General features: G+C 44.7%; 15 protein-coding genes. 5 read left to right on the plus strand and 10 right to left on the minus strand.

The window, feature by feature from the left end; translation table 11 throughout:
* Positions 1 to 1,312: hypothetical protein (locus tag Q0L00_RS17965; RefSeq protein ID WP_297338280.1), on the plus strand; the 1,312-nt coding region annotated here is incomplete at its 5' end.
* 573 nt (positions 1,313 to 1,885) lie between these two features.
* On the opposite strand, the gene Q0L00_RS17970 is transcribed toward Q0L00_RS17965, so the two are convergent.
* Genes Q0L00_RS17970 through Q0L00_RS17985 form a run of 4 tightly spaced genes read right to left on the minus strand, consistent with a single transcriptional unit; the run spans position 1,886 to position 9,218 of the window.
* Entirely contained in the window at positions 1,886 to 3,340 is a 1,455-nt protein-coding gene (locus Q0L00_RS17970; protein WP_297338281.1) for a sulfatase, read from the minus strand.
* Positions 3,330 to 4,679 (minus strand): vanadium-dependent haloperoxidase, encoded by a 1,350-nt coding sequence (locus Q0L00_RS17975; RefSeq protein ID WP_297338282.1) that lies wholly within the window; start codon positions 4,677 to 4,679, stop codon positions 3,330 to 3,332. The genes Q0L00_RS17970 and Q0L00_RS17975 overlap by 11 nt, the downstream gene beginning before the upstream one ends.
* Positions 4,660 to 7,959, minus strand: a complete 3,300-nt coding sequence (locus Q0L00_RS17980) for a VCBS repeat-containing protein (RefSeq protein WP_297338283.1) — start codon at positions 7,957 to 7,959, stop codon at positions 4,660 to 4,662. Before Q0L00_RS17980 ends, Q0L00_RS17975 begins: the two co-directional genes overlap by 20 nt.
* Positions 7,960 to 7,970: 11 nt before the next feature.
* On the minus strand, positions 7,971 to 9,218 hold the full coding sequence (locus tag Q0L00_RS17985) for an ROK family transcriptional regulator (RefSeq protein WP_297338284.1): 1,248 nt from the start codon (positions 9,216 to 9,218) through the stop codon (positions 7,971 to 7,973).
* A gap of 194 nt (positions 9,219 to 9,412) precedes the next feature.
* Here Q0L00_RS17985 and Q0L00_RS17990 point away from each other — a divergent pair, with 194 nt between their 5' ends.
* Entirely contained in the window at positions 9,413 to 9,934 is a 522-nt protein-coding gene (locus tag Q0L00_RS17990; protein ID WP_297338285.1) for a phosphoheptose isomerase, read from the plus strand.
* Between the two features lie 210 nt (positions 9,935 to 10,144).
* On the opposite strand, the gene Q0L00_RS17995 is transcribed toward Q0L00_RS17990, so the two are convergent.
* The 6 genes from Q0L00_RS17995 to Q0L00_RS18020 form a co-directional block, all read right to left on the minus strand.
* Positions 10,145 to 10,306 carry a Lacal_2735 family protein gene (locus Q0L00_RS17995; RefSeq protein ID WP_297338286.1) on the minus strand — a complete coding sequence of 54 codons (162 nt, stop codon included), beginning with the start codon at positions 10,304 to 10,306 and terminating at the stop codon, positions 10,145 to 10,147.
* A 39-nt stretch (positions 10,307 to 10,345) separates the two neighbouring features.
* The gene (locus Q0L00_RS18000) at positions 10,346 to 11,911 is read right to left on the minus strand and encodes a toxin-antitoxin system YwqK family antitoxin (protein WP_297338287.1); all 1,566 of its coding nucleotides are present in this window, start codon (positions 11,909 to 11,911) and stop codon (positions 10,346 to 10,348) included.
* A 105-nt stretch (positions 11,912 to 12,016) separates the two neighbouring features.
* Positions 12,017 to 12,586, minus strand: coding sequence for a hypothetical protein (locus tag Q0L00_RS18005; RefSeq protein ID WP_297338288.1), 570 nt, complete (start codon positions 12,584 to 12,586; stop codon positions 12,017 to 12,019).
* A 1-nt stretch (position 12,587) separates the two neighbouring features.
* Positions 12,588 to 13,586, minus strand: a complete 999-nt coding sequence (locus Q0L00_RS18010; RefSeq protein WP_297338289.1) for a beta-ketoacyl-ACP synthase III — start codon at positions 13,584 to 13,586, stop codon at positions 12,588 to 12,590.
* A gap of 112 nt (positions 13,587 to 13,698) precedes the next feature.
* Positions 13,699 to 14,397, minus strand: a complete 699-nt coding sequence (locus Q0L00_RS18015) for an SOS response-associated peptidase (RefSeq protein WP_297338290.1) — start codon at positions 14,395 to 14,397, stop codon at positions 13,699 to 13,701.
* Between the two features lie 25 nt (positions 14,398 to 14,422).
* Positions 14,423 to 15,382 carry an alpha/beta fold hydrolase gene (locus tag Q0L00_RS18020; RefSeq protein ID WP_297338291.1) on the minus strand — a complete coding sequence of 320 codons (960 nt, stop codon included), beginning with the start codon at positions 15,380 to 15,382 and terminating at the stop codon, positions 14,423 to 14,425.
* Between the two features lie 121 nt (positions 15,383 to 15,503).
* On the opposite strand from Q0L00_RS18020, the gene Q0L00_RS18025 reads away from it, so the two are divergent.
* The 3 genes from Q0L00_RS18025 (at position 15,504) to Q0L00_RS18035 (ending at position 18,650) form a co-directional block, all read left to right on the plus strand.
* Positions 15,504 to 17,189 (plus strand): pyruvate dehydrogenase complex dihydrolipoamide acetyltransferase, encoded by a 1,686-nt coding sequence (locus Q0L00_RS18025; RefSeq protein ID WP_297338292.1) that lies wholly within the window; start codon positions 15,504 to 15,506, stop codon positions 17,187 to 17,189.
* Between the two features lie 144 nt (positions 17,190 to 17,333).
* The gene (gene hslV, locus Q0L00_RS18030; RefSeq protein ID WP_297338293.1) at positions 17,334 to 17,876 is read left to right on the plus strand and encodes an ATP-dependent protease subunit HslV; all 543 of its coding nucleotides are present in this window, start codon (positions 17,334 to 17,336) and stop codon (positions 17,874 to 17,876) included.
* 108 nt (positions 17,877 to 17,984) lie between these two features.
* Complete coding sequence (locus tag Q0L00_RS18035; protein ID WP_297338294.1) at positions 17,985 to 18,650, plus strand: TetR family transcriptional regulator C-terminal domain-containing protein; 666 nt, start codon at positions 17,985 to 17,987, stop codon at positions 18,648 to 18,650.
* The last annotated feature ends 3 nt before the right edge of the window (positions 18,651 to 18,653 follow it).

The following is an 18,653-nucleotide window of genomic DNA, read 5'->3' on the forward strand; positions in this document are numbered from 1 at the left end:
CCTAGAGGGTAACTGGGAAAAACAATTCCAGGATCCTCTTTATGATCTGACGACAAATTTGAAACCCTTTGTGGGATTATTTCCTGTACTTGATCAAGAAAGCTACCGTTTTGTTCAACAGCAAGAAATCCACGGGCAATCCCTGGAAGGAGCTTTTAACTATTATCAAATACTCAATGCCACCAACCATTTGAATGGGTCATTGGGCTACCAAAACAGCAGCCAAAGTCTGGTGGGTCGCTTAGATCAAGTGGGGTCAAGCCAGTCTTATTCCGAATTTGAAAATGATGCGGTGTTTGGATTCCAGGATGTCTATTTAGGGATAACCTATAAAACGAAATGGAAAAAGCTCATCCTTAGCCCGTCTATTTTCCTCCATCGCTATGCTTGGCAGGATAGCCAATTTGAACGGGAGTTAAGGCATCAAAAGGTATTGGCTCTGCCCGGATTTTATGCCAAGTGGGACTTGAAATCCACCAAATCGTTCACGTATCGTTTTCAGACAGAAGCTAATTTTATGGACGTCCAAAAGTTAGCTCAAGGGTTGGTGCTACAGGATTACAACGCGATTTTTCAAGGAAATCCACTGCTCGATAATGGGCTATTTTACAATCATGCCTTGAATTATAGCCATTTCGACCTGTTTTCCGGATTGAATTTAGTTGGCAATGTGAACTGGCAACGGAAACGAAATGAGATCATCACCACCACTGATTTTGCGGGGATCAATAGATTGCTTTCTGTTTTGAACGTGGAACCTGTCAATGAAAGCCTGAACGGATCTTTGAGGATGGACAAACGCTACAGTCGCTTTAAAATTGCTGCAGGAGGAAACTGGAATGCCTTTTCCACTCATCTGATTTTGGATCAAAAACCGAGTCGGAATGAGCAGTTTTCCCAAAGCTATGACGTTAAAATCACTTCCACTTTTTTCAAGGTATTGGAAGTGGACTTGGGCTATGCCTTGACCACCAACACCTACAATTCCGGCGAACTTTCATCTACCTTCTCCACGCACAGTCCCACCTTGGAAATTGACCTGGACATCTATAAAGGCTTAACCTTAAATGCTGATTACACCTATAACTCCTACCTTAATCAAGCAAGCGGAACCCGGAGTGATTTTGAGTTTTTTAATGCTTTTCTCGGTTATCAGGGCAATAAAAGTCCCTGGGAGTTCCGGATTTCTATGTGGAATATGTTAAATACCGATTTCATTCAAAGGGATAGCTTCAATGAGAACTTAATTAGTACATTTTCCTATTTGGTTCAGCCCAGGTATGGTATACTCACCGTAAAATATGATTTGTGAGAAAATCTTCAGCGCTCTGAAAACCTCAACTGACCTTTAGTTTTCTCTCCCTATCCCGTCCCGCCCAGGGTGATGGAATGAATTTTCATTGCCACTGGGATGCGTTCCCGGTCAAGAGGAGATCTAAACCCGCTTCTTGTCCATGGGGAAGAAGGCTTTGAATAGCGCTTTGGGCGAATCAAACACTTGGAGAAAAGGGGGGGGGCTTACCCATCCCTTTATTCATATTTTAAATCCCGGAAATTCTGAAGAAATATTCACTATAGGTTTCTCCGATTGGAATGTGATTTTTTCCAATGCTTATCCAATTTCATTCGATGGGATCAATTTCATGAATGGATACGAGGATCCGATGTTGAAAAACCTGAAAACTGGAATAATTTCAAAACCCTCGTTTTTCTTAAACTTGCATTCCATTTTTTTCTTCTTGAAAGGAAAAAAATTATACCTAAACACAACATGCATCAAGTGTCTCCATGCCGTCTGATATCCTTTTTTTCAAACGATAAGCGTCCCGACTTCACCTAATTTGACCCGAATAATTTTTTAAATCGGCTCCGGTTTTTCTTTTGCTCAACGGTCCTCGATTTTCCCGGCTTTCCGATTACCGGTGCCGCTTCGATTAGTCAGCGCATCGCCCATATCCTGTCGGGCCAGTTCAGCGAATCCAGTCAGCTTATCATACATATCCGGATGAATATCAGCCACATTAGTCTTTTCAAATGGATCGGTGACTAGGTTAAAAAGCATGGGTTCGGTCAAATTGATGTGATCATATTTGACCGGAATGCCGTCATTTCGTAAGGGGGTATGTTCAGGAAGGGTGCGGTATCGATGAGGGAAAACCAACTTCCATTTTCCAAAAATGACTGCCTGAAGCTCATTTTGATTGTAGTAGGCATAATAAGGCTGATGAGCTAGGGTTTCTCCTTGAGTCAAAGGCCAGATATTTCGTCCATCAATGGGTAAATCGGGAAGAGCAGCCTGGGTGATGTGCGCCAAGGTGGGTAATATATCGATGGTCATCGCCGCTTGTTCTTGAATCGATCCAGCCGGAATTACCCCAGGCCAAGTCATGATGGCAGGAACTCGGATTCCTCCTTCCCAAGAAGTTCCTTTGCCCTCCTTGAGTCCTGCGGTTTGTCCGGCATGGCCACCATATGAAAGCCAGGGTCCGTTATCGGAGGTAAAGATGATTAAGGTGTTTTCTTCAAGTTCAAGGGCTTTTAATTTCTTTCGGATTTCTCCCATTGACCAGTCGATTTCCATCATCACATCTCCATAAAGTCCCTGCTGGCTTTTTCCCTTAAATTTTTCAGAAACGTAAAGTGGCACATGAGGCATGGAATGGGCCAGGTAAAGGAAAAATGGGGTTTCTTTGTTTTGATCAATAAAATCCAAGGCCCGTTCGGTGTATTGAGTAGTCAGCTGATGCTGCTGGTCTAAGATTTCGATGGTTTCTTCATTTTCCATCAAGGGAAGGGGCGGATAATATTCCTTGGCTTCCGGATGATGGGGCCACATATCATTGGAGTAGGGTAGGCCAAAATACGAATCAAATCCCTGCCGGGTGGGAAGGAATTCTTTCAAATGACCCAAGTGCCATTTGCCAACCATTCCTGTGGCGTAGCCTTTGGTTTTGAGTAGTTCGGCAATGGTGGTTTCTTTGGGGTTTAAGCCATGGTTGGCCGTGTGGTCCAAAGCCCCAAAAAGCTCAAGTCGATTCGCATAAGTTCCGGTGAGCAAGGCAGCCCGAGAGGCCGTACATACCGCATGAGGAACGTAAAACTGTGTGAATTTAACACCGTCTTCTGCCAGCTGGTCCAGGTGAGGGGTTTTCCATTCCTTGGCCCCATAAGCTCCCAGATCTCCGTATCCCAGGTCATCGGCAAAAACCAGGATAATATTGGGAGGAGAGGCGGTTTTCTCCGCGCTTGATTCTTTTTTTTTGGTGCAGGAAAGAAGGATTACCAAAAGCGCTAAAGCGAATACGGAGTTTTTCAATGGGAGGAATGGGTTATTGGCCATAGGAACCGGTTTGAGCCTGTATTTTCAACTTGTCCAGAATCATTTTTGCGATTTTATCTCCTTGTTTTAACCCCTCCTCAATGGCATCACGGAAGTGAATTCCTCCGTAGAGCCGGGAAATAGCCGCCTCAGAGGAGGCCTGAAAGAAGGAGTCAAATTGACGCTCCGGCAACCCAAAATAGACTTCTGAGGTATCCAAAAACGAAAAATTATTCCCAAAGTAGGAGCTGAGAATCACAGCTGAGGCCTGAGAAATGACCGAATGCCCGGAGGTATATTCCGGAAAAGGAGGAGTTTGAAGCAAGGGTTTCCATCGCTGATTCAGGGTTCGGTTGATCACGGTTTCGGGTCGAATGCGATTGGTCTCGTATTTGGCTTTCCAGCAGGAAATAAAAGCATCGTGAAGGGTCATTCCGACCAGGGCATGAATGTAGGCGGTTTCTTGAAAATTGAGTTGGGCTTTTTGGGCAGCGATTCCGGTGATGCCCATCCAATGTCCTCCGGGAGAGATTTTTTTGACTCCCATGGCCATGTGACCCGAATAGGTGACTTTAAATGGATTGCAATCCCAAAAATTGGCAATTAGCTTTTGTTCTTCACTTAGGTTTTTTCCCACTTCATAGACTTCCTGAAGTTGGCGTTGAAAGGAGCTTCCCTTGGCTAAGTCAAACTCAGCCATTGGCTCGGGGTCAAACTGATCGAGCTCTTGGATAAAAAATGGCTTCATCGTTTTCCATTCAGGCTCTACGGCCGCTATATAGGCCGGTGGAGTGGGGTACCAGTTCCCCGGGCCCTCTTTTGGAGTATAGCGATTTAAAGCCGTGAGCTCCTTGTAACCGTCTTTGCCTGCTAGGGCTAAAACCTCCGAAGCGATTTGCTGGGCCTTTTGCACATGGGCATTGACTTCCCCTCTTTTTATAATTTTCAGTTTGATCCCCTGATCAATCCAATTTTCTTGTTTTTCCTGCAGCAAATAACCGGAAGGCATGAGCTTTTCGCCCACCAAAAGCATGGCGTAGACAGCCGCAAATTCCGGGGATGGGATGCCTGAAGCTGTTCGGGTAAAAGGCCCGCTAACGGGAATTTTTTGCCGCTCAAAAACTGCCCCTTCACTTTCCATCAAAAGATAAGAACTCAAGGCCGCATAGGCATAGATCCGTGCTGCCACGGGAGGGCTGGCCACATCGGTGACCATCACTTCGGTCAACTGAAATAAGTGATCAGAATAGATTTTAGGCCAGTTGGGTGCTTTTTTATCGGCAGCGAAAACATTCAAGCTCATCCCCAGCATGAGTAGGAGCAACCGTACAGCGTTGAGGTTATTTTTCCACATGTTCATAAAGTTCTAAACTTTGACCATGAACGCCAACTAAGATAAAGTTCTTTTCTCCTAGGGAAAATTCCAGCAGGGATTTAATATCCCCTTTGATGCGGATCCCGGTCTGTTTTGGCGTAAGGGCCTCAAAGCCACCTTTTGAATTTCCTTGTAAGACCAATCCCAATCCCGCATCTAGATTCCCCACCCGAATCCGACTTTGCCGGTTGTTTCCTCCCAAAATCAAATCTAAATTTCCATCCTGATTGAGGTCTGTGATTTGGATGGCATAGATTGGAAAAGCTTGAGCCAACCTGGGTAATTTATGGGGCTTAAATCCCTCGGGCGTTTGTTCGAAATAGTAGGAGCTTAAGGTATTTGCCTCCAAGTACTGGGCTTGATCCAGTTCCTTTTGGCTGAATAAATCAGAAATTTTGGCCTTGGAATAGGATTCATAATCGGTGAATTTGCTTCTCATGCTCACCATTTGATCGAGCAACTCATCCCTGCTGGCAAAGGGATAGTACCCATCCCCAATGTAGCATTCGAGGATAGGATCAATGGATCCGTTTTGATCAAAGTCGGCGGAAAAAAGGCGAAGTTTCTTTTCCTCATTGACTTCAAATTGGCTGTTTTCTCCAAAATTACCGGCAATCAAATCCAAATCTCCGTCTCCATCCAGATCTGCTTGGCTGAGCGCTGACCACCATCCGCTCAGCGGCTGTGGAAAGTAGTGTGGGGTATGATCGACAAAGGATTCACCTTTTTGGTTGATCAAGGCGGTGATGGGCATGAATTCTCCGGCAAGAATCAAATCCGGAAAACCGTCCGCATTAAGGTCCTGACTTAGGGCTGAGCTGATCATGCCCAGCTTGGAATCGCTCAGGTACCGGTCGGTCTGATCGGAAAATTGGCCTTGCCCATCATTGATTAGGATTTTACTTTCCGGGGTTTGGGGATAGCGGCCGGGAATGATTTTTCCGCCCACGAAAAGATCCGGAGCCCCGTCTTGATTGATGTCTAGACTGATCGCGGTTCCGGTACTGATCGTGTAGTCTGGAAATCTTGTTGATCGGCTAAGTTTTCCTTTTCCATCGTTGAGGTAGAGTCTATCCACCAGGGCGGCATCTGATCTGAGGTAGTCGTGATAGCCCCCACTTCCGATAAATAAATCGGCAGCTCCATCGCCATTGAAATCTTCCACAAGGGCTACAGCATCAGTGAATTCATCGGAACTTGAAAATCCGGAATAGAGGGTCCAGTTTTTTCCATCAAATGAAAAAATCTGTGCGGCCTGATCTTTGGTTCCCCCGATGAAAATCTCTGGAATTCCGTCCTGATTCAAATCCCCTTTTGCCAACACCGGGCTGATGGCAGAGGGCATGGTGATCATCAACGGTTGCCTTTTGAAATCGTTAAAGCCCGAATTTTCTGGAAGAAAAGGCGGAAGTTTCGAGGACTTCTTAAAGATGGGGTCGGGGATTTTTTCTAGGGATGGCTGTTTTGAGGTATTCCTGTAGGTGATGGTAATTCTCTCATTGACGGGAATGGAGTTAACTGATGAAGTGCTTTGGTCAGGCCAGGTGACTCGAATGGAATCGATTGCCTTGTTTTCTCCCAAGCCAAAATGAAGCGTGTGGGTACTCGAGGATTGAAAGCCCCGAACCGGTTGCAGTTCCTGAACCTGTTTTAAATTTGGGCTGAATAGCTCCACTCTGCTGCCAATGGCAAAAGGATTTTTATCGGGTCCCTCCAGCTTTACTTGAATCCAATTCCCTTTCTTTCCTGTATTTTCATAAATGCCGGCCGTTTCATTCAGGTGGTTGACTACCAAATCCAGGTCTCCGTCATGATCCAAATCCGAATAGGCGGCACCGCTGGAGAAGCCCGGTTTTTCGAATCCCCAATTTAGACTTTGATCCTGAAACTGCAGATCCCCCCGGTTTTCAAAAAAGTAATTGTGTACCGGTGTGGAACTCATCGAGGTGACCAAATGAAGGGTGTCTGCGGTCTGATTGGCCACTGCCTGCTTGAAATAATAATCGCCTTTGTACTTGAGAAAGTCCCGGTTGGTGTAATCCCGGTAATAGCCATTGCTGACAAAAAGGTCCTTGAACCCATCATTGGTGGCATCAAAGAATAGGGCCGCCCAAGACCAATCGGTATTGGAAATCCCGGTAAGTTGTCCGATTTCAGAAAAATTCCCTTCTCCCAGATTCAGGTGAAGCATGTTTCGCATATTCTGATGGTAAAATCCTTTTCGAATCATCAGGGCATACTGCTCGTAATTTTCGGGGCCATAGAGTAGTTTTTGACGCGTATTGTCCTCAGGAAGCATGTCCAGGGTAAAGATGTCCTGAAGCCCGTCATTATTGATGTCAGCAATATCGGCTCCCATTGAAAAATGGGAAATATGATTGAGGTGGGATTCCAGTTGATCCGAAAATGTTCCATCCTGCTGATTGATGTATACGTAATCCGGCTCGATGTAATCATTGGTGACCAGCAGATCCAGCCAACCGTCCCCGTTGATGTCTGAGGCGATCACGCCCAGTCCAAAACCCAAGGCAGAGCCTTTGATCCCTGCCTCAGTACTGATATCGGTAAATTTTCCCTGATCATTGCGGTAAAGCTTGTCTCCGGCAAAGGGATGTCTGATGGATTTGGCTTCATCAAATTCCAATTCATTGATCACCTCGATGTGATGGTTTAAAAGGTAAAGGTCCAAATCCCCATCTCGGTCAAAATCAAAAAATAGGCCTTGGGTGCTATTGGAAGGATCCGCAATTCCATAGGCTTCAGCTTGCTCGCTAAAGCTGAAATCCCCTTCATTGATCCAAAGTTCGTTTTTGCGGTCTTCCGGTGTCCCTTTTCCAGAATAGCATACGTAAATATCCAACAGTCCGTCTGCGTTCACATCGGCCATGCTGACTCCTGTCGTCCAGGCTGCCTTTCCCTTTATCTTAGCCGATTTGGTTACATTTTCAAATTGCAGGTTTCCCAAATTCTTATAGAGTTGATTGGGGACCATGTTGCCGGTAAAAAAAATATCATCCAGGCCATCCTTATTCAAATCACCTACGGCCACACCCCCGCCATTGTAGAAATATTCGTATCTCAGGATATTGTTGACCTGGTCTTCGGTGAGTTGATTTTTAAAGGATATCCCGGCTTTTTTGGATTTGAGCGGGAGGAATTTTGCCTCAAAATTCTCTTGGGAAAGTCCTTCATTCAAAGGAAAAATCAGCAGGAATGCCCATAGGAGGGAGACCTGATTCAATCGATTTTCACAGAAGAAGAACATGACAATTAAATTTAACCCAGTCTGCTGATCACATCATCGAATAACTGCTCGTTTACCACAGCCATGCCACCCATTAAGCCGACATCCTCACCTAATTTATACAAGGCCAACTTAGATTTTTCACGGGACTTGGCCATGCTGTAGATGTTAAGGGCTTGCTGTATAGGTGTGATTAAGTATTGATTGGCCTCTGCAACTGACCCTCCGATGATAATCAGTTCGGGATTGAGCAGTTGGATTAAGATAGAAATTCCTCGGCCTAAGTCCAAGCCCGCTTCCGAAAGAATGGTGATGGCTCGCTGATCTCCAGCCAAAGCCGCTTCCACCACGATTCCGGGCTCCAACTCTCCCTGATGATCACGGACCATTCTGGCCAGGATACTGTCTTTGTCCAAAAGGATGGCAGCCTCAGCCATTTTAACAATCGCGGTCCCGGAGGCAACCGCTTCCAGGCATCCTTTTTTTCCACAGGCACAGGTTACATCCCGGGATTCGAAAATCGGAGAATGGGAAAATTCTCCGGCGAAACCGGAAGCACCTTGGTAGATTTTTCCATCAATGATGATTCCAAGCCCGATTCCCCAGCCCACAAATACCCCGAGGACATTTTTATGGGAATGTTCCGAACCAAATTTAAACTCGGCTAGGGTCATCGCCCGGGCATCGTTTTCCAGAAATATTTTCTTTTCAAATCGGGATTCAAAATTTTCAAGAAGGGTCTTTTTCCCGAATCTAAAATAGGTGTAGTTGACTCCACCCACGGAGTCCACCAATCCGGGCATGGAAATGCCGATGGCAATGATTTTCTCGTTGGGGATCCCAGAAGATCTGATGTATTGATCCATCAGGTCACAGATTCGGTCGAAGGTTTCCTTTTCGTTGTTGAGGGTGACCTTGAAGCTCTCTTTGGGTACGGCTTGGGTGTGATTACAGGAATACAGGGCGATATTCATGGTAAATTTGGAGAGGTCAACCGAGAGCACATAAAAGGCATCCTCTGCCAGCCGGTAGAGGTCCGGCTTTCTCCCCCCTTGAGATTCGGCACGGCCGTGCTTAATTACTTCCCCTGAACTCATGAGGTCATTGAGTAAGGAATTGACAGTGGGAAGGGAAATGCCTACTTCATTGCAAATTTCACTGGCAGTGTTAGCCCCTTTGAGATAAAGATTTTTAATGATCTTAATCTTGTTGATGTAGCTTTTGATTTCGACAACACCGTCCATCTTATCGATGACAGCATTTGGGTTTATTAGGTTCATGGCGTTAAGATATCCCTGAAATACGGTATTTTTTACGTTTCAAAAAATACTTTTAGAAAAAAATTGAAAAACAAGCAGTAAATTTTCAACATTAATCCAATTTATTTCTTTTGGTCCCTGCTTTTGGTAAAAAGATTCAAAATTCCCAATTTGCTTTTCTATCCATTCTTTTTTCTTTTAACCTCTTAAAAATCATGAGTTTACTAAATCTAACGCCGCAAAGTCCCAAGTGGGAAGTATCCAATCAAGTTGAGGGATTTTTAAAGGGTTTGGGATTAAGCATCCTCAACCGGGATTTTGAGCGGCCTTGGGGAGGCTTTTTTGTCATCGATGAAAATCAAATCAAATCCTTTGCGAGCACTTTTTTTGAGGAAGTGAATCTGACTGCCCAACAATTGGACATGAAATTAAGCCCAAAGATTTTAGTGGTTTCTCCGGGGGCACGACTCTCCTGGCAGTACCATCATCGCAGGGCTGAGCTTTGGAATTTAATTGCGGGAAAAGCCGGAATTGTTCGCAGTCAAACCGATGCAGAAGGAAAACAGGAATCCATGCAGATTCATCAAATCGTTTCTCTTTCCCAAGGCGAACGGCATCGGTTGGTAGGGCTGGATAATTGGGGAGTGGTAGCTGAAATTTGGATGCACACCGATCCCACTCACCCCTCTGATGAGTCGGATATTGTTCGGCTATCCGATGATTATTCCAGAACCTAAGGGGAGGACTGCACGAACAAAAAAAGGCCCGGAGAAACCCGGACCTAAAAATTTCAAACCGATTCCGTAGCTCAATCACCCTTAAAATTTGAATTTTCTAATACAGAAAATACTACAGAACTGTTTAAAAGGAAGGTTAAGATAAGAATATTTATCTCAAATACAAATAAATGTATGTTAATAATGTTTCTATGGGTAAGAAATAGCTGCTTACAGTTTCTCTATTTTTTTGGCGATCTCCTCGGCCTCCGCCATCAGTTTATCTGCGGCCGTGCGGTTTGAATGGGAGAGTTTGTGCGCTTCGGAAAGCATTTTGCTGTATTTTTCCTGCAATTTTTCTTTTTCGGATTTCTTTTTGAATAGACCAAACATAGGAGCTTTTTTAGTACAACTCAGCCTAGAATAGAAAGTTTAAAATTGAAAAACAGTCGATGCACTTTCTTGTACGATTTCGTCATTCTTGTAATTGATCAAATCCTCCAATCTTCCAGCCGGATTGTAATACCGCCAAGGACCCTCTTTTTTGCCGTCAACCATGCTTCCTTCGGAAGCTTTTCGCCCATTTTCATGGTAAAAAATCCAAATTCCATCGGCCTTGCCGTTTTTGTAGTTTCCTTCGGATTCTTTTTTGCCGTTGATGTAATAGGTAATTCGAGATCCCTCACCGTCTTTGAGGGAACCTTTTTCCAGTTTTTGGCTGCCATCGTAGCTCAGGTAGTCCCCAACGTTCATCAATCGCCCATTTTCCCAATATTCTTCTTGGGTAAGCTGCTTGTTGTCGTAAAACAAACCCCAAATTCCATCTTCAAATCCAAGCTTGTAGGCGCCTACCGATTTGAGCTGTCCCCCATCATAGTAATACACCCATTGGCCATTCTCCATCCCCAGGCTGTATTCCCCTTCGGCAATTAAAACCCCTATTTTGTTGAAATACTTCCACAGTCCAGTTTTTAAATCATTTCGATACTCTCCGATGGAATACAGCGTTCCCTCCGGGTCGTAACTTTTCCAAAGGCCTGTTTTCATTCCGGATTCGTATTGTCCTTGAACAGAAGGCTCCCCATTATTATGGAATTCCACGTACTCACCAACTGGAACTCCAAGTTCATAGGTTTTTCGTTTGGCCACTGATTTATTGGGGAAATACTCTTCCCAGGTTCCCACGGCTATTCCATTTTCGTACTTTTCTACTCGGGCAAGTCTTCTGTTTTCGTAGTAATATTTCCAAGTGCCATCGGGTCTCCCGTTTTCACTGTAATATTCCTCAGCTTCCAGTATTTTGGTTTCCGGAAAATAACGCTTCCATTCTCCTACTTTTTTTCCATTCTCATACATTCCTTCTTCCAGAATGACATTTCCATAGGAATAGCGCTTAAACTCTCCCTCCAACTCTCCGAGCTTGTAAAAAGCCTCCGTCATCAGGCCGCCATCGGGATCATATTCGAGGTAGGGACCATCTTTGAGGTTGTTTTTGTAGAACTCGCGGATGTAAATTTCTCCGAAGGGATGATAGGTAATCCACTGTCCTTCCTTGCGTCCATCGGTATATTGGCCTTCGATGTAAATCTGATCAGGCTCCACGTAACTGGGTTGGCCTGTCTTGCCGTAATATTCGAGGTATTTACCCACCAGAACGCTGTCCTGAAAAATCAACTCCCGCTTCAAAAATCCATCGGCATCGTAAATTTCAGCTTTGCCGAATAAGTTGCCTTTGCGGTATTCCACTTCCAGTTGTTTCTTGCCATCTTGAAAATAGCTTGTCCATTTGCCATCTTTTAATCCATCCTCGTAAAGTCCCTCAGAAAGCAGGGTGTTGGTTTTGGGATTGTAGATTTTCCAAAGACCCTGACGGACATTATTTATGGAAGGTCCAGTGGCCATCAACGTAGAGTCCTTATTAAACTGCTTGACTAGTTTTGTTTCCTGGGCTAAAAGTGAGGTGGAGAAGAGGGAAAGGAAAATTAAGATATATCTCATAGGATTAGATTTGCTTCAACTCGGTTAAAGAGCGTGAAGTGCCTAGTAAATTTTTGACAATCGAAAGTATGTACGCAAGGAATACAATTCCTGTTTAAAAATAACTTAATTCTCTTGGATTCCCAGATGCCGACTGATCCGCTCCAGCAATTTTTTTAATTGAAAAACCCATTCGCTTTCATTTTCAGTCACCAAATGGGAAACAGGAATCTTTTTACACCATTGAAGAAAATCAGGTTCTTTCTCGCAAGGCTGCTTTGCCGATGTCGGCTCCGTTTCTACCAGTCGTTCATAGTCCCAGGGGCTTTCCCAATAGGTTTGGAAAAAAGAAAGGCCTTTCAAATCCAGGGAACCAAATTTCTCTTTTCCCAACAGCACCAACAGGTAGAGGCCTTTTCCATACCAGTTGAGCACTCGGATATTGAGTCCGGAAGCCAAATCAAAATCCCGAACGATATCCAAGACCTGATAGGGTAGTCCCATCAAATCACTGCCTTGGGAAAGTTTCTTACCTTTGGAGCGAGCATGGATTTTTAGTAGGTCCTGCTGCTCAATCTGATCGCCAACCTTTCCCAAAAGCTCCCAGAATTGATATTTGAGTTGGTTTTGTTGGCGGATCAGGGCTTCATCTTCCCAAAGCTCCAGGTTAAGGTGGTCGGCGGATTTCATGGTCATATTACCAGTGTAACAAGGCAGATGCCCAGGTAAATCCTGAACCAAATGCGGCCAAGCAAATCAGGTCACCCTCCTTGATTTTACCTTGTTCCCAGGCTTCACTTAAGGCGATGGGAATGGTGGCAGCGGTGGTATTTCCCATGTGCATAATATTATTGAAAACCTTATGGTCAGGGAGATTCAGCTTCTCTTGGATGTATTGGCTGATTCGGAGATTGGCTTGATGGGGTACCAATAAATCAATATCCGAATGGGCAAGTCCGTTGTGATCGAGTGCCTCTTGAATTACTTCCATAAATCGGACTACGGCATGTTTAAATACGGCATTCCCGTTCATTTTTAAAAAGAAACTGCCCGAATCCATCATTTCCTGTGAAATCCTGACTTTTCGGCTACTGCCGGGATCTTTACAGTACAGCTCTTCGGCATACTGGCCCTGGGAATGAAGGTGAGTGGATAGAATGCCCGGCTGATCCGATTCCACTGCCCCCAACACCACTGCTCCGGCCCCATCGGCAAAAATTACCGAGCTGGAGCGCCCTTCATCACTTTTGTCCAAGGCTGAGGACTGGATTTCTGCCCCCACCACCAAGATTTTCGAATACATCCCGGTTTTAATAAACTGGTCGGCAACAGAAAGGCCGTAGATAAAGCCTGAGCAGGCGTTTCGCAAGTCTAAGGCTCCGATTTCCCCAAATCCCAATTCCCGCTGAAGAAGCACGCCATTTCCGGGTATGAAATAATCTGGGGTGATGGTAGCAAACACGATGAAGTCGATTTCTTCGGCGCTAACTCCAGCTCGTTGCAGTGCCCGTTCGGTGGCTTGCTTGGCTAGGGAGGTAACCGTGTCTACCCCCGGAGTGAACCAATGCCGGGTATGAATACCGGTTCGTTCTACGATCCACTCATTATTGGTGTCCATGAGTTGGGCTAATTCCTCATTACTTACCACTCGCTCAGGGACATAGTGACCTACCCCCAGGATTCTAGATTTTTTCATTGGGTTTTTATTCGGTTTTTTAGGTTTAAAAAAGAAACAAGATTAGCGACTAATTTATCTTTCGAGTCTAAGTCATTCCAATTTCTACAGAAGTAAGATACCGGGCAATTGTTTATCCAAAAAGGGTATAATTTCCATGTTGATCCATAGGAGAGGTTTTTTGGATGATGGCCGGTGAATCGTTTTGAACCGAATTGACCAAGGGGGAAACCGTAAAGCTGGCCATTTGCTCGGGGTCGTAGGGCTGAAGCAAGGAAACCAGTTCGGATTCTGAACTGTAGGAGTCCAGCCATTTTTTTTCAGCCTCCCGAGGCAGGATCACCGGCATTCGGTCGTGAATTTCGGAAACGACGGGATTTGGACTGGTGGTGAGAATCAAAAAGGTATGTTGGATTTCACCCGTGACATTTTCAAATTCTTCCCAGATGCCAGCAAAAGAAAACAGCTCTTCATCCCGCAGGGTAAACCGGTAGGGGATTTTGGTCTTTTTGCCCAGCCTCTTCCATTCGTAAAATCCATCGGCAGGGACCAGGCATCGGCGCTGCTTAAAGGAAGTTTTAAAGGAAACTTTTTCATTCACCGTTTCGGCTTTGGCATTGATGAGTTTTTGTGCTACCGGTTTGTTTTTTCCAAAGTCTGGGGTAATTCCCCAGTAGAAAAAGGAGAAGCCTTTTGGACTTTGTGAGGTGATCACCGGGACCAGTTGGGTAGGGGCAATGTTGTACCGGGGGGTAAAGTCGGCTAGCATTTCAGCCTGAAACCGCTCCTCAAGTTCGATTTTACTTTTGCTCAGGGAATATCGTCCGCACATAGAAATTAGGATAATTTGCTGGAAGTTAGAGATCGCTGCTTATAAATTCAAATGCCCGCCGTTCAGAATAGTAGGGATCTCCCTTTTTTACCGAAGTAAAGCCCACGTGACCTCCGTATTTCGGATACTCAGCATACACAAAGTCAAGCTCACGAACCCATTTGGAAGGAAAACATTCCCTACTGAGAAAAGGATCATTTTGAGCATTTAAAATAAGGGTGGGAATTTGAATTTTATCCAAAAAGTAAAGCGATGAATTTTGAGCATAATAGTCCTCGGAATCCTGGAAACCATGAAGCGGTCCGGTAAAATAATCATCAAAATCAGCTAAGGTCTTGATGTTTCTGAGTTCGTGAGCAGGAATCGCATCGGGGAAATGCTGGGCTTTGCGAATCACTTTTTCCCGTAAGGTTTTTAAAAATCGCTCGCTGTAGAGTTTGTTTTCGGGGGAAGAAATTTTTTTACTGCTCGAGGCTAAATCCAGGGGAACCGAAATGGCTACCGCTTTTCTTAGCTCCGGGAGGCTGCCTTGTTTTTCGCCCAGGTATTTTAAGGTTAAATTTCCCCCGAGGCTAAATCCGACCAGGTGGATTTCGGCGTAATCCTGTAAACTGCGTCTGACCACCTCATCCAAGTCATAGGTGGCGCCGGAATGATAGAATATGGGTTGATGATTGAGTTCACTTCCACAGCCCCGGTAATTCCAAGTCACCACGTCAAACTGGTTTTTTAAGAAAATCCGGGCCATTCCCAGCATGTAGGGTCGAGTGCTGTTGCCTTCTAGGCCATGACTGATGATGACTAATTTTTGGCTCTTTTGGCGATACCAATCCAATTCCAAAAAATCTCTGTCCGAAGTAAGGATTCGTTCTTTTTCGGGTTGGATGAGTGCTACTTTACGAAATACTGCCGGATAAATAGTCTCTAAATGTCCATTAAACAGCCACTTAGGTCTTTGGTAGTTGCTTGAGGTAAGGATAGGCATGGTTTAGTTTAAATCACTACTGGGTAAACAGCCTTGGGAAAATACTAGTTTTAAATTTGAATAAAGACTTTATAAAAACTATTTTTGGACACTTTAAACAAGAATAATCGCGCAATAACCTATGGCCGAAGTAATCAGAATGCCTAAAATGAGTGACACCATGGAAGAAGGGGTGATCGCTGCTTGGTTGAAAAAAGTTGGAGACGCTGTTAAGCCAGGAGATATTTTGGCTGAAGTGGAAACTGACAAAGCAACCATGGAGTTGGAATCCTATGACGAAGGTGTCCTTTTATATATCGGTGTCGAAGAGAAAGACGCTGTTCCAGTCAATGGTATCATCGCCGTAATCGGAGAAAAGGGAGAGGAGTACAAGCATCTCTTAAAAGAAGATGGTGAGGATGCCGGGAATGAAAAGAAAGAAGAATCCCAACCAGCGGAATCCAAATCTGATCAGCAGGAAGAAAAATCTTCCGCCAGCAAAGAGAAGAAGGAAACGGCTGAAAAAATTGACACCTCCTCGATCAATGCCACCTTGGTGACCATGCCAAAAATGTCCGATACCATGCAGGAAGGAACCATTGCGGCTTGGCTCAAAAAAGTTGGCGATGAGGTGAAATCCGGTGAAATCATTGCCGAGGTAGAAACCGATAAAGCTACCATGGAATTGGAATCCTATGAGGATGGAAACTTGCTTTACATCGGTGTGGAAGAAGGGGATAGTGTCCCAGTTGACGGGGTGATTGCCATTATCGGAGAAAAAGGGGCAGATTACCAAACCCTGCTCAAAGCCCACCAGCAGGAATCTGCTCAACAAGAGGATCAAAAGGAAGAACAAGCCTCAGAAAACAAACAGGAGTCTTCCGAAAAGAAAGAAGATAAATCAGCTGATCAACCGAAAGCAACTGGAAGCGTGGCTTCGCCTTCCCCTGTGGCTTCAAGTGGTGAGCGAGTAAAGGCCTCTCCTTTGGCAAAGAAAATTGCTGAGGAAAAGGGGATTGACATACGTCAGGTTTCCGGATCCGGCGATGGAGGCAGAATCATCAAGCGAGACGTCGAGAATTTTGTGCCTACCGCTGCCCCAGACGCTGCGGCCTCCTCATCAGCTGTCCTACCTTCTATTGGACAAGAAAGCTACAGGGAGGAGAAAGTTTCTCAAATGAGAAAAGTCATCGCCAAGCGATTGGCAGAGAGCAAGTTCGGTGCTCCACACTTCTACCTGACCATGGAAATCAACATGGACAAGGCAATTGAGGCAAGAAAAAGCATGAATGAAATTGCTCCGGTAAAAATCTCCTTTAATGATATGGTGATCAAAGCCGCTGCAGCAGCCTTGCGTCAGCATCCGAAAGTGAATTCCAGCTGGCTGGGGGACAAGATCCGATACAACGATCACATCCATATCGGTATGGCCGTGGCCGTGGAGGAAGGTCTATTGGTGCCCGTTATTCGATTTGCAGACAGCAAGTCTCTTTCCCAGATTTCAAATGAAGCCAAAACGCTCGGAGGAAAGGCTAAAAATAAAGAACTTCAACCTAAGGATTGGGAAGGGAATACCTTCACCATTTCTAATTTAGGAATGTTTGGGATCGAAGAGTTTACGGCCATCATCAATCCGCCTGATGCCTGTATTTTGGCCGTTGGGGGAATCAAAGAAACTGTGGTTGTAAAAGATGGACAAATGAAAGTGGGCAATGTCATGAAAGTGACCCTCTCCTGTGATCACCGGGTGGTAGATGGAGCTGTAGGTTCGGCATTTTTGCTCACCTTGAAAGGATTGCTGGAAGATCCAGTCCGAATTTTAATTTAATATCCTGTCAAAAAGTCCTGATTTCAGGACTTTTTGCTTTTAGTATGGTTATTGAATTTAAGGGTTTCTCTCTCAAAGGGATCAGAAGCATCTCTCTTGAGGTCAGAGAAGCTATTTCAAAACAGAAACGTATTAGTCATTACCATGGAAAAAATCAAATCAACTACCGTAGTTGCCATCCGTCACAACGGAGAGACCTTTGTCGGTGCAGACGGGCAGGCCACACTGGGAAATACCGTTGCCAAAAGTTCTGTAAAAAAAATCCGTGTCCTCCAGGAAGGAAAGATCGTGACCGGGTTTGCAGGGTCGACGGCTGACGCGTTTACTTTGTTGGAAAAATTTGAAGAGAAACTCGGAGCATTTGGAAACAACATGAAACGGGCGGCTGTGGAGTTAGCCAAAGAATGGCGAACCGATCGGATGCTCAGTAAACTGGAGGCCATGATGATCGTGGCTGACAAAGAGGATATTTTGATTATTTCCGGAACCGGAGATGTCATTGAGCCGGATATGGAGATAGCCACGATTGGATCGGGAAGTATGTTTGCCCAGTCTGCAGCCCGGGCGATGAAAAAATTTGCCCCGCACCTATCGGCCGAAGAAATGGTCAAAGAAAGCCTTCATATCGCAGCTGACGTCTGTATTTATACCAATCACAACTTGGTTATCGAGCAGGTAAAAGCTTGATTCAGGTCAAATTAAGCGAACCGAACTGAGAAGTTCGGTTTTTTTATGCGGTAGAGTTAAACCCAAACTCATGTTTGGAAGTTAACTAGATGTAATTAACCCATCGAAATGGACACTACAAGCACCAAAAAGACTGCAAAGAAAGATTATCGAAAACTGATTTTAGACGGATTTGTAAGCCATGTACTCGAAGAGGGCACCCTGCCTAATTCGGTTTTCAAATTTGCCAAAGAACTCAAGATGAAAGAAGGTGATTTTTACACCTACTTTACCTCTTTTGATGCCATTAAATCAGCCGTTTGGGTTCAAATTTTTGAAGATGCTGTGACCCAGATTGAAGCTCAGGAAGTGTATAAAGAATATTCTGCTCGGGAAAAATTTCTAGGATTCCTCTTTACTTGGATCGAAGAATTGAAGAAAAACAGATCCTACCTTTTGAGTCTGTATGGTCAAAAGCCCAAAGGGATGACTTCTTTGCCTAAGGAAGTAAAAGAGTTTAAAGAAAAATTTAAGGATTTTGCCTCCGAAATAATTTTAGAGGGAAAAGAGACCCAGGAAATAGCCAATCGACCTGTCATCTCAGACCGATACGATGAGGCCCTATGGCTTCAGGTTTGGTTTGTGTTTAACTATTGGCTGGACGACGTTTCTCCTCGATTTGAAAAAACCGATGCTGCCATTGAAAAATCCGTCAATTTAGCCTTTGACCTAATGGGGAAAAGTGCCCTAGACAGCTTTATTGACTTTGCGAAATTCCTCTATCAAAACAAATAATTC

This window comes from Algoriphagus sp., assembly GCF_024305035.1.
Classification (GTDB): Bacteria; Bacteroidota; Bacteroidia; order Cytophagales; family Cyclobacteriaceae; genus Algoriphagus.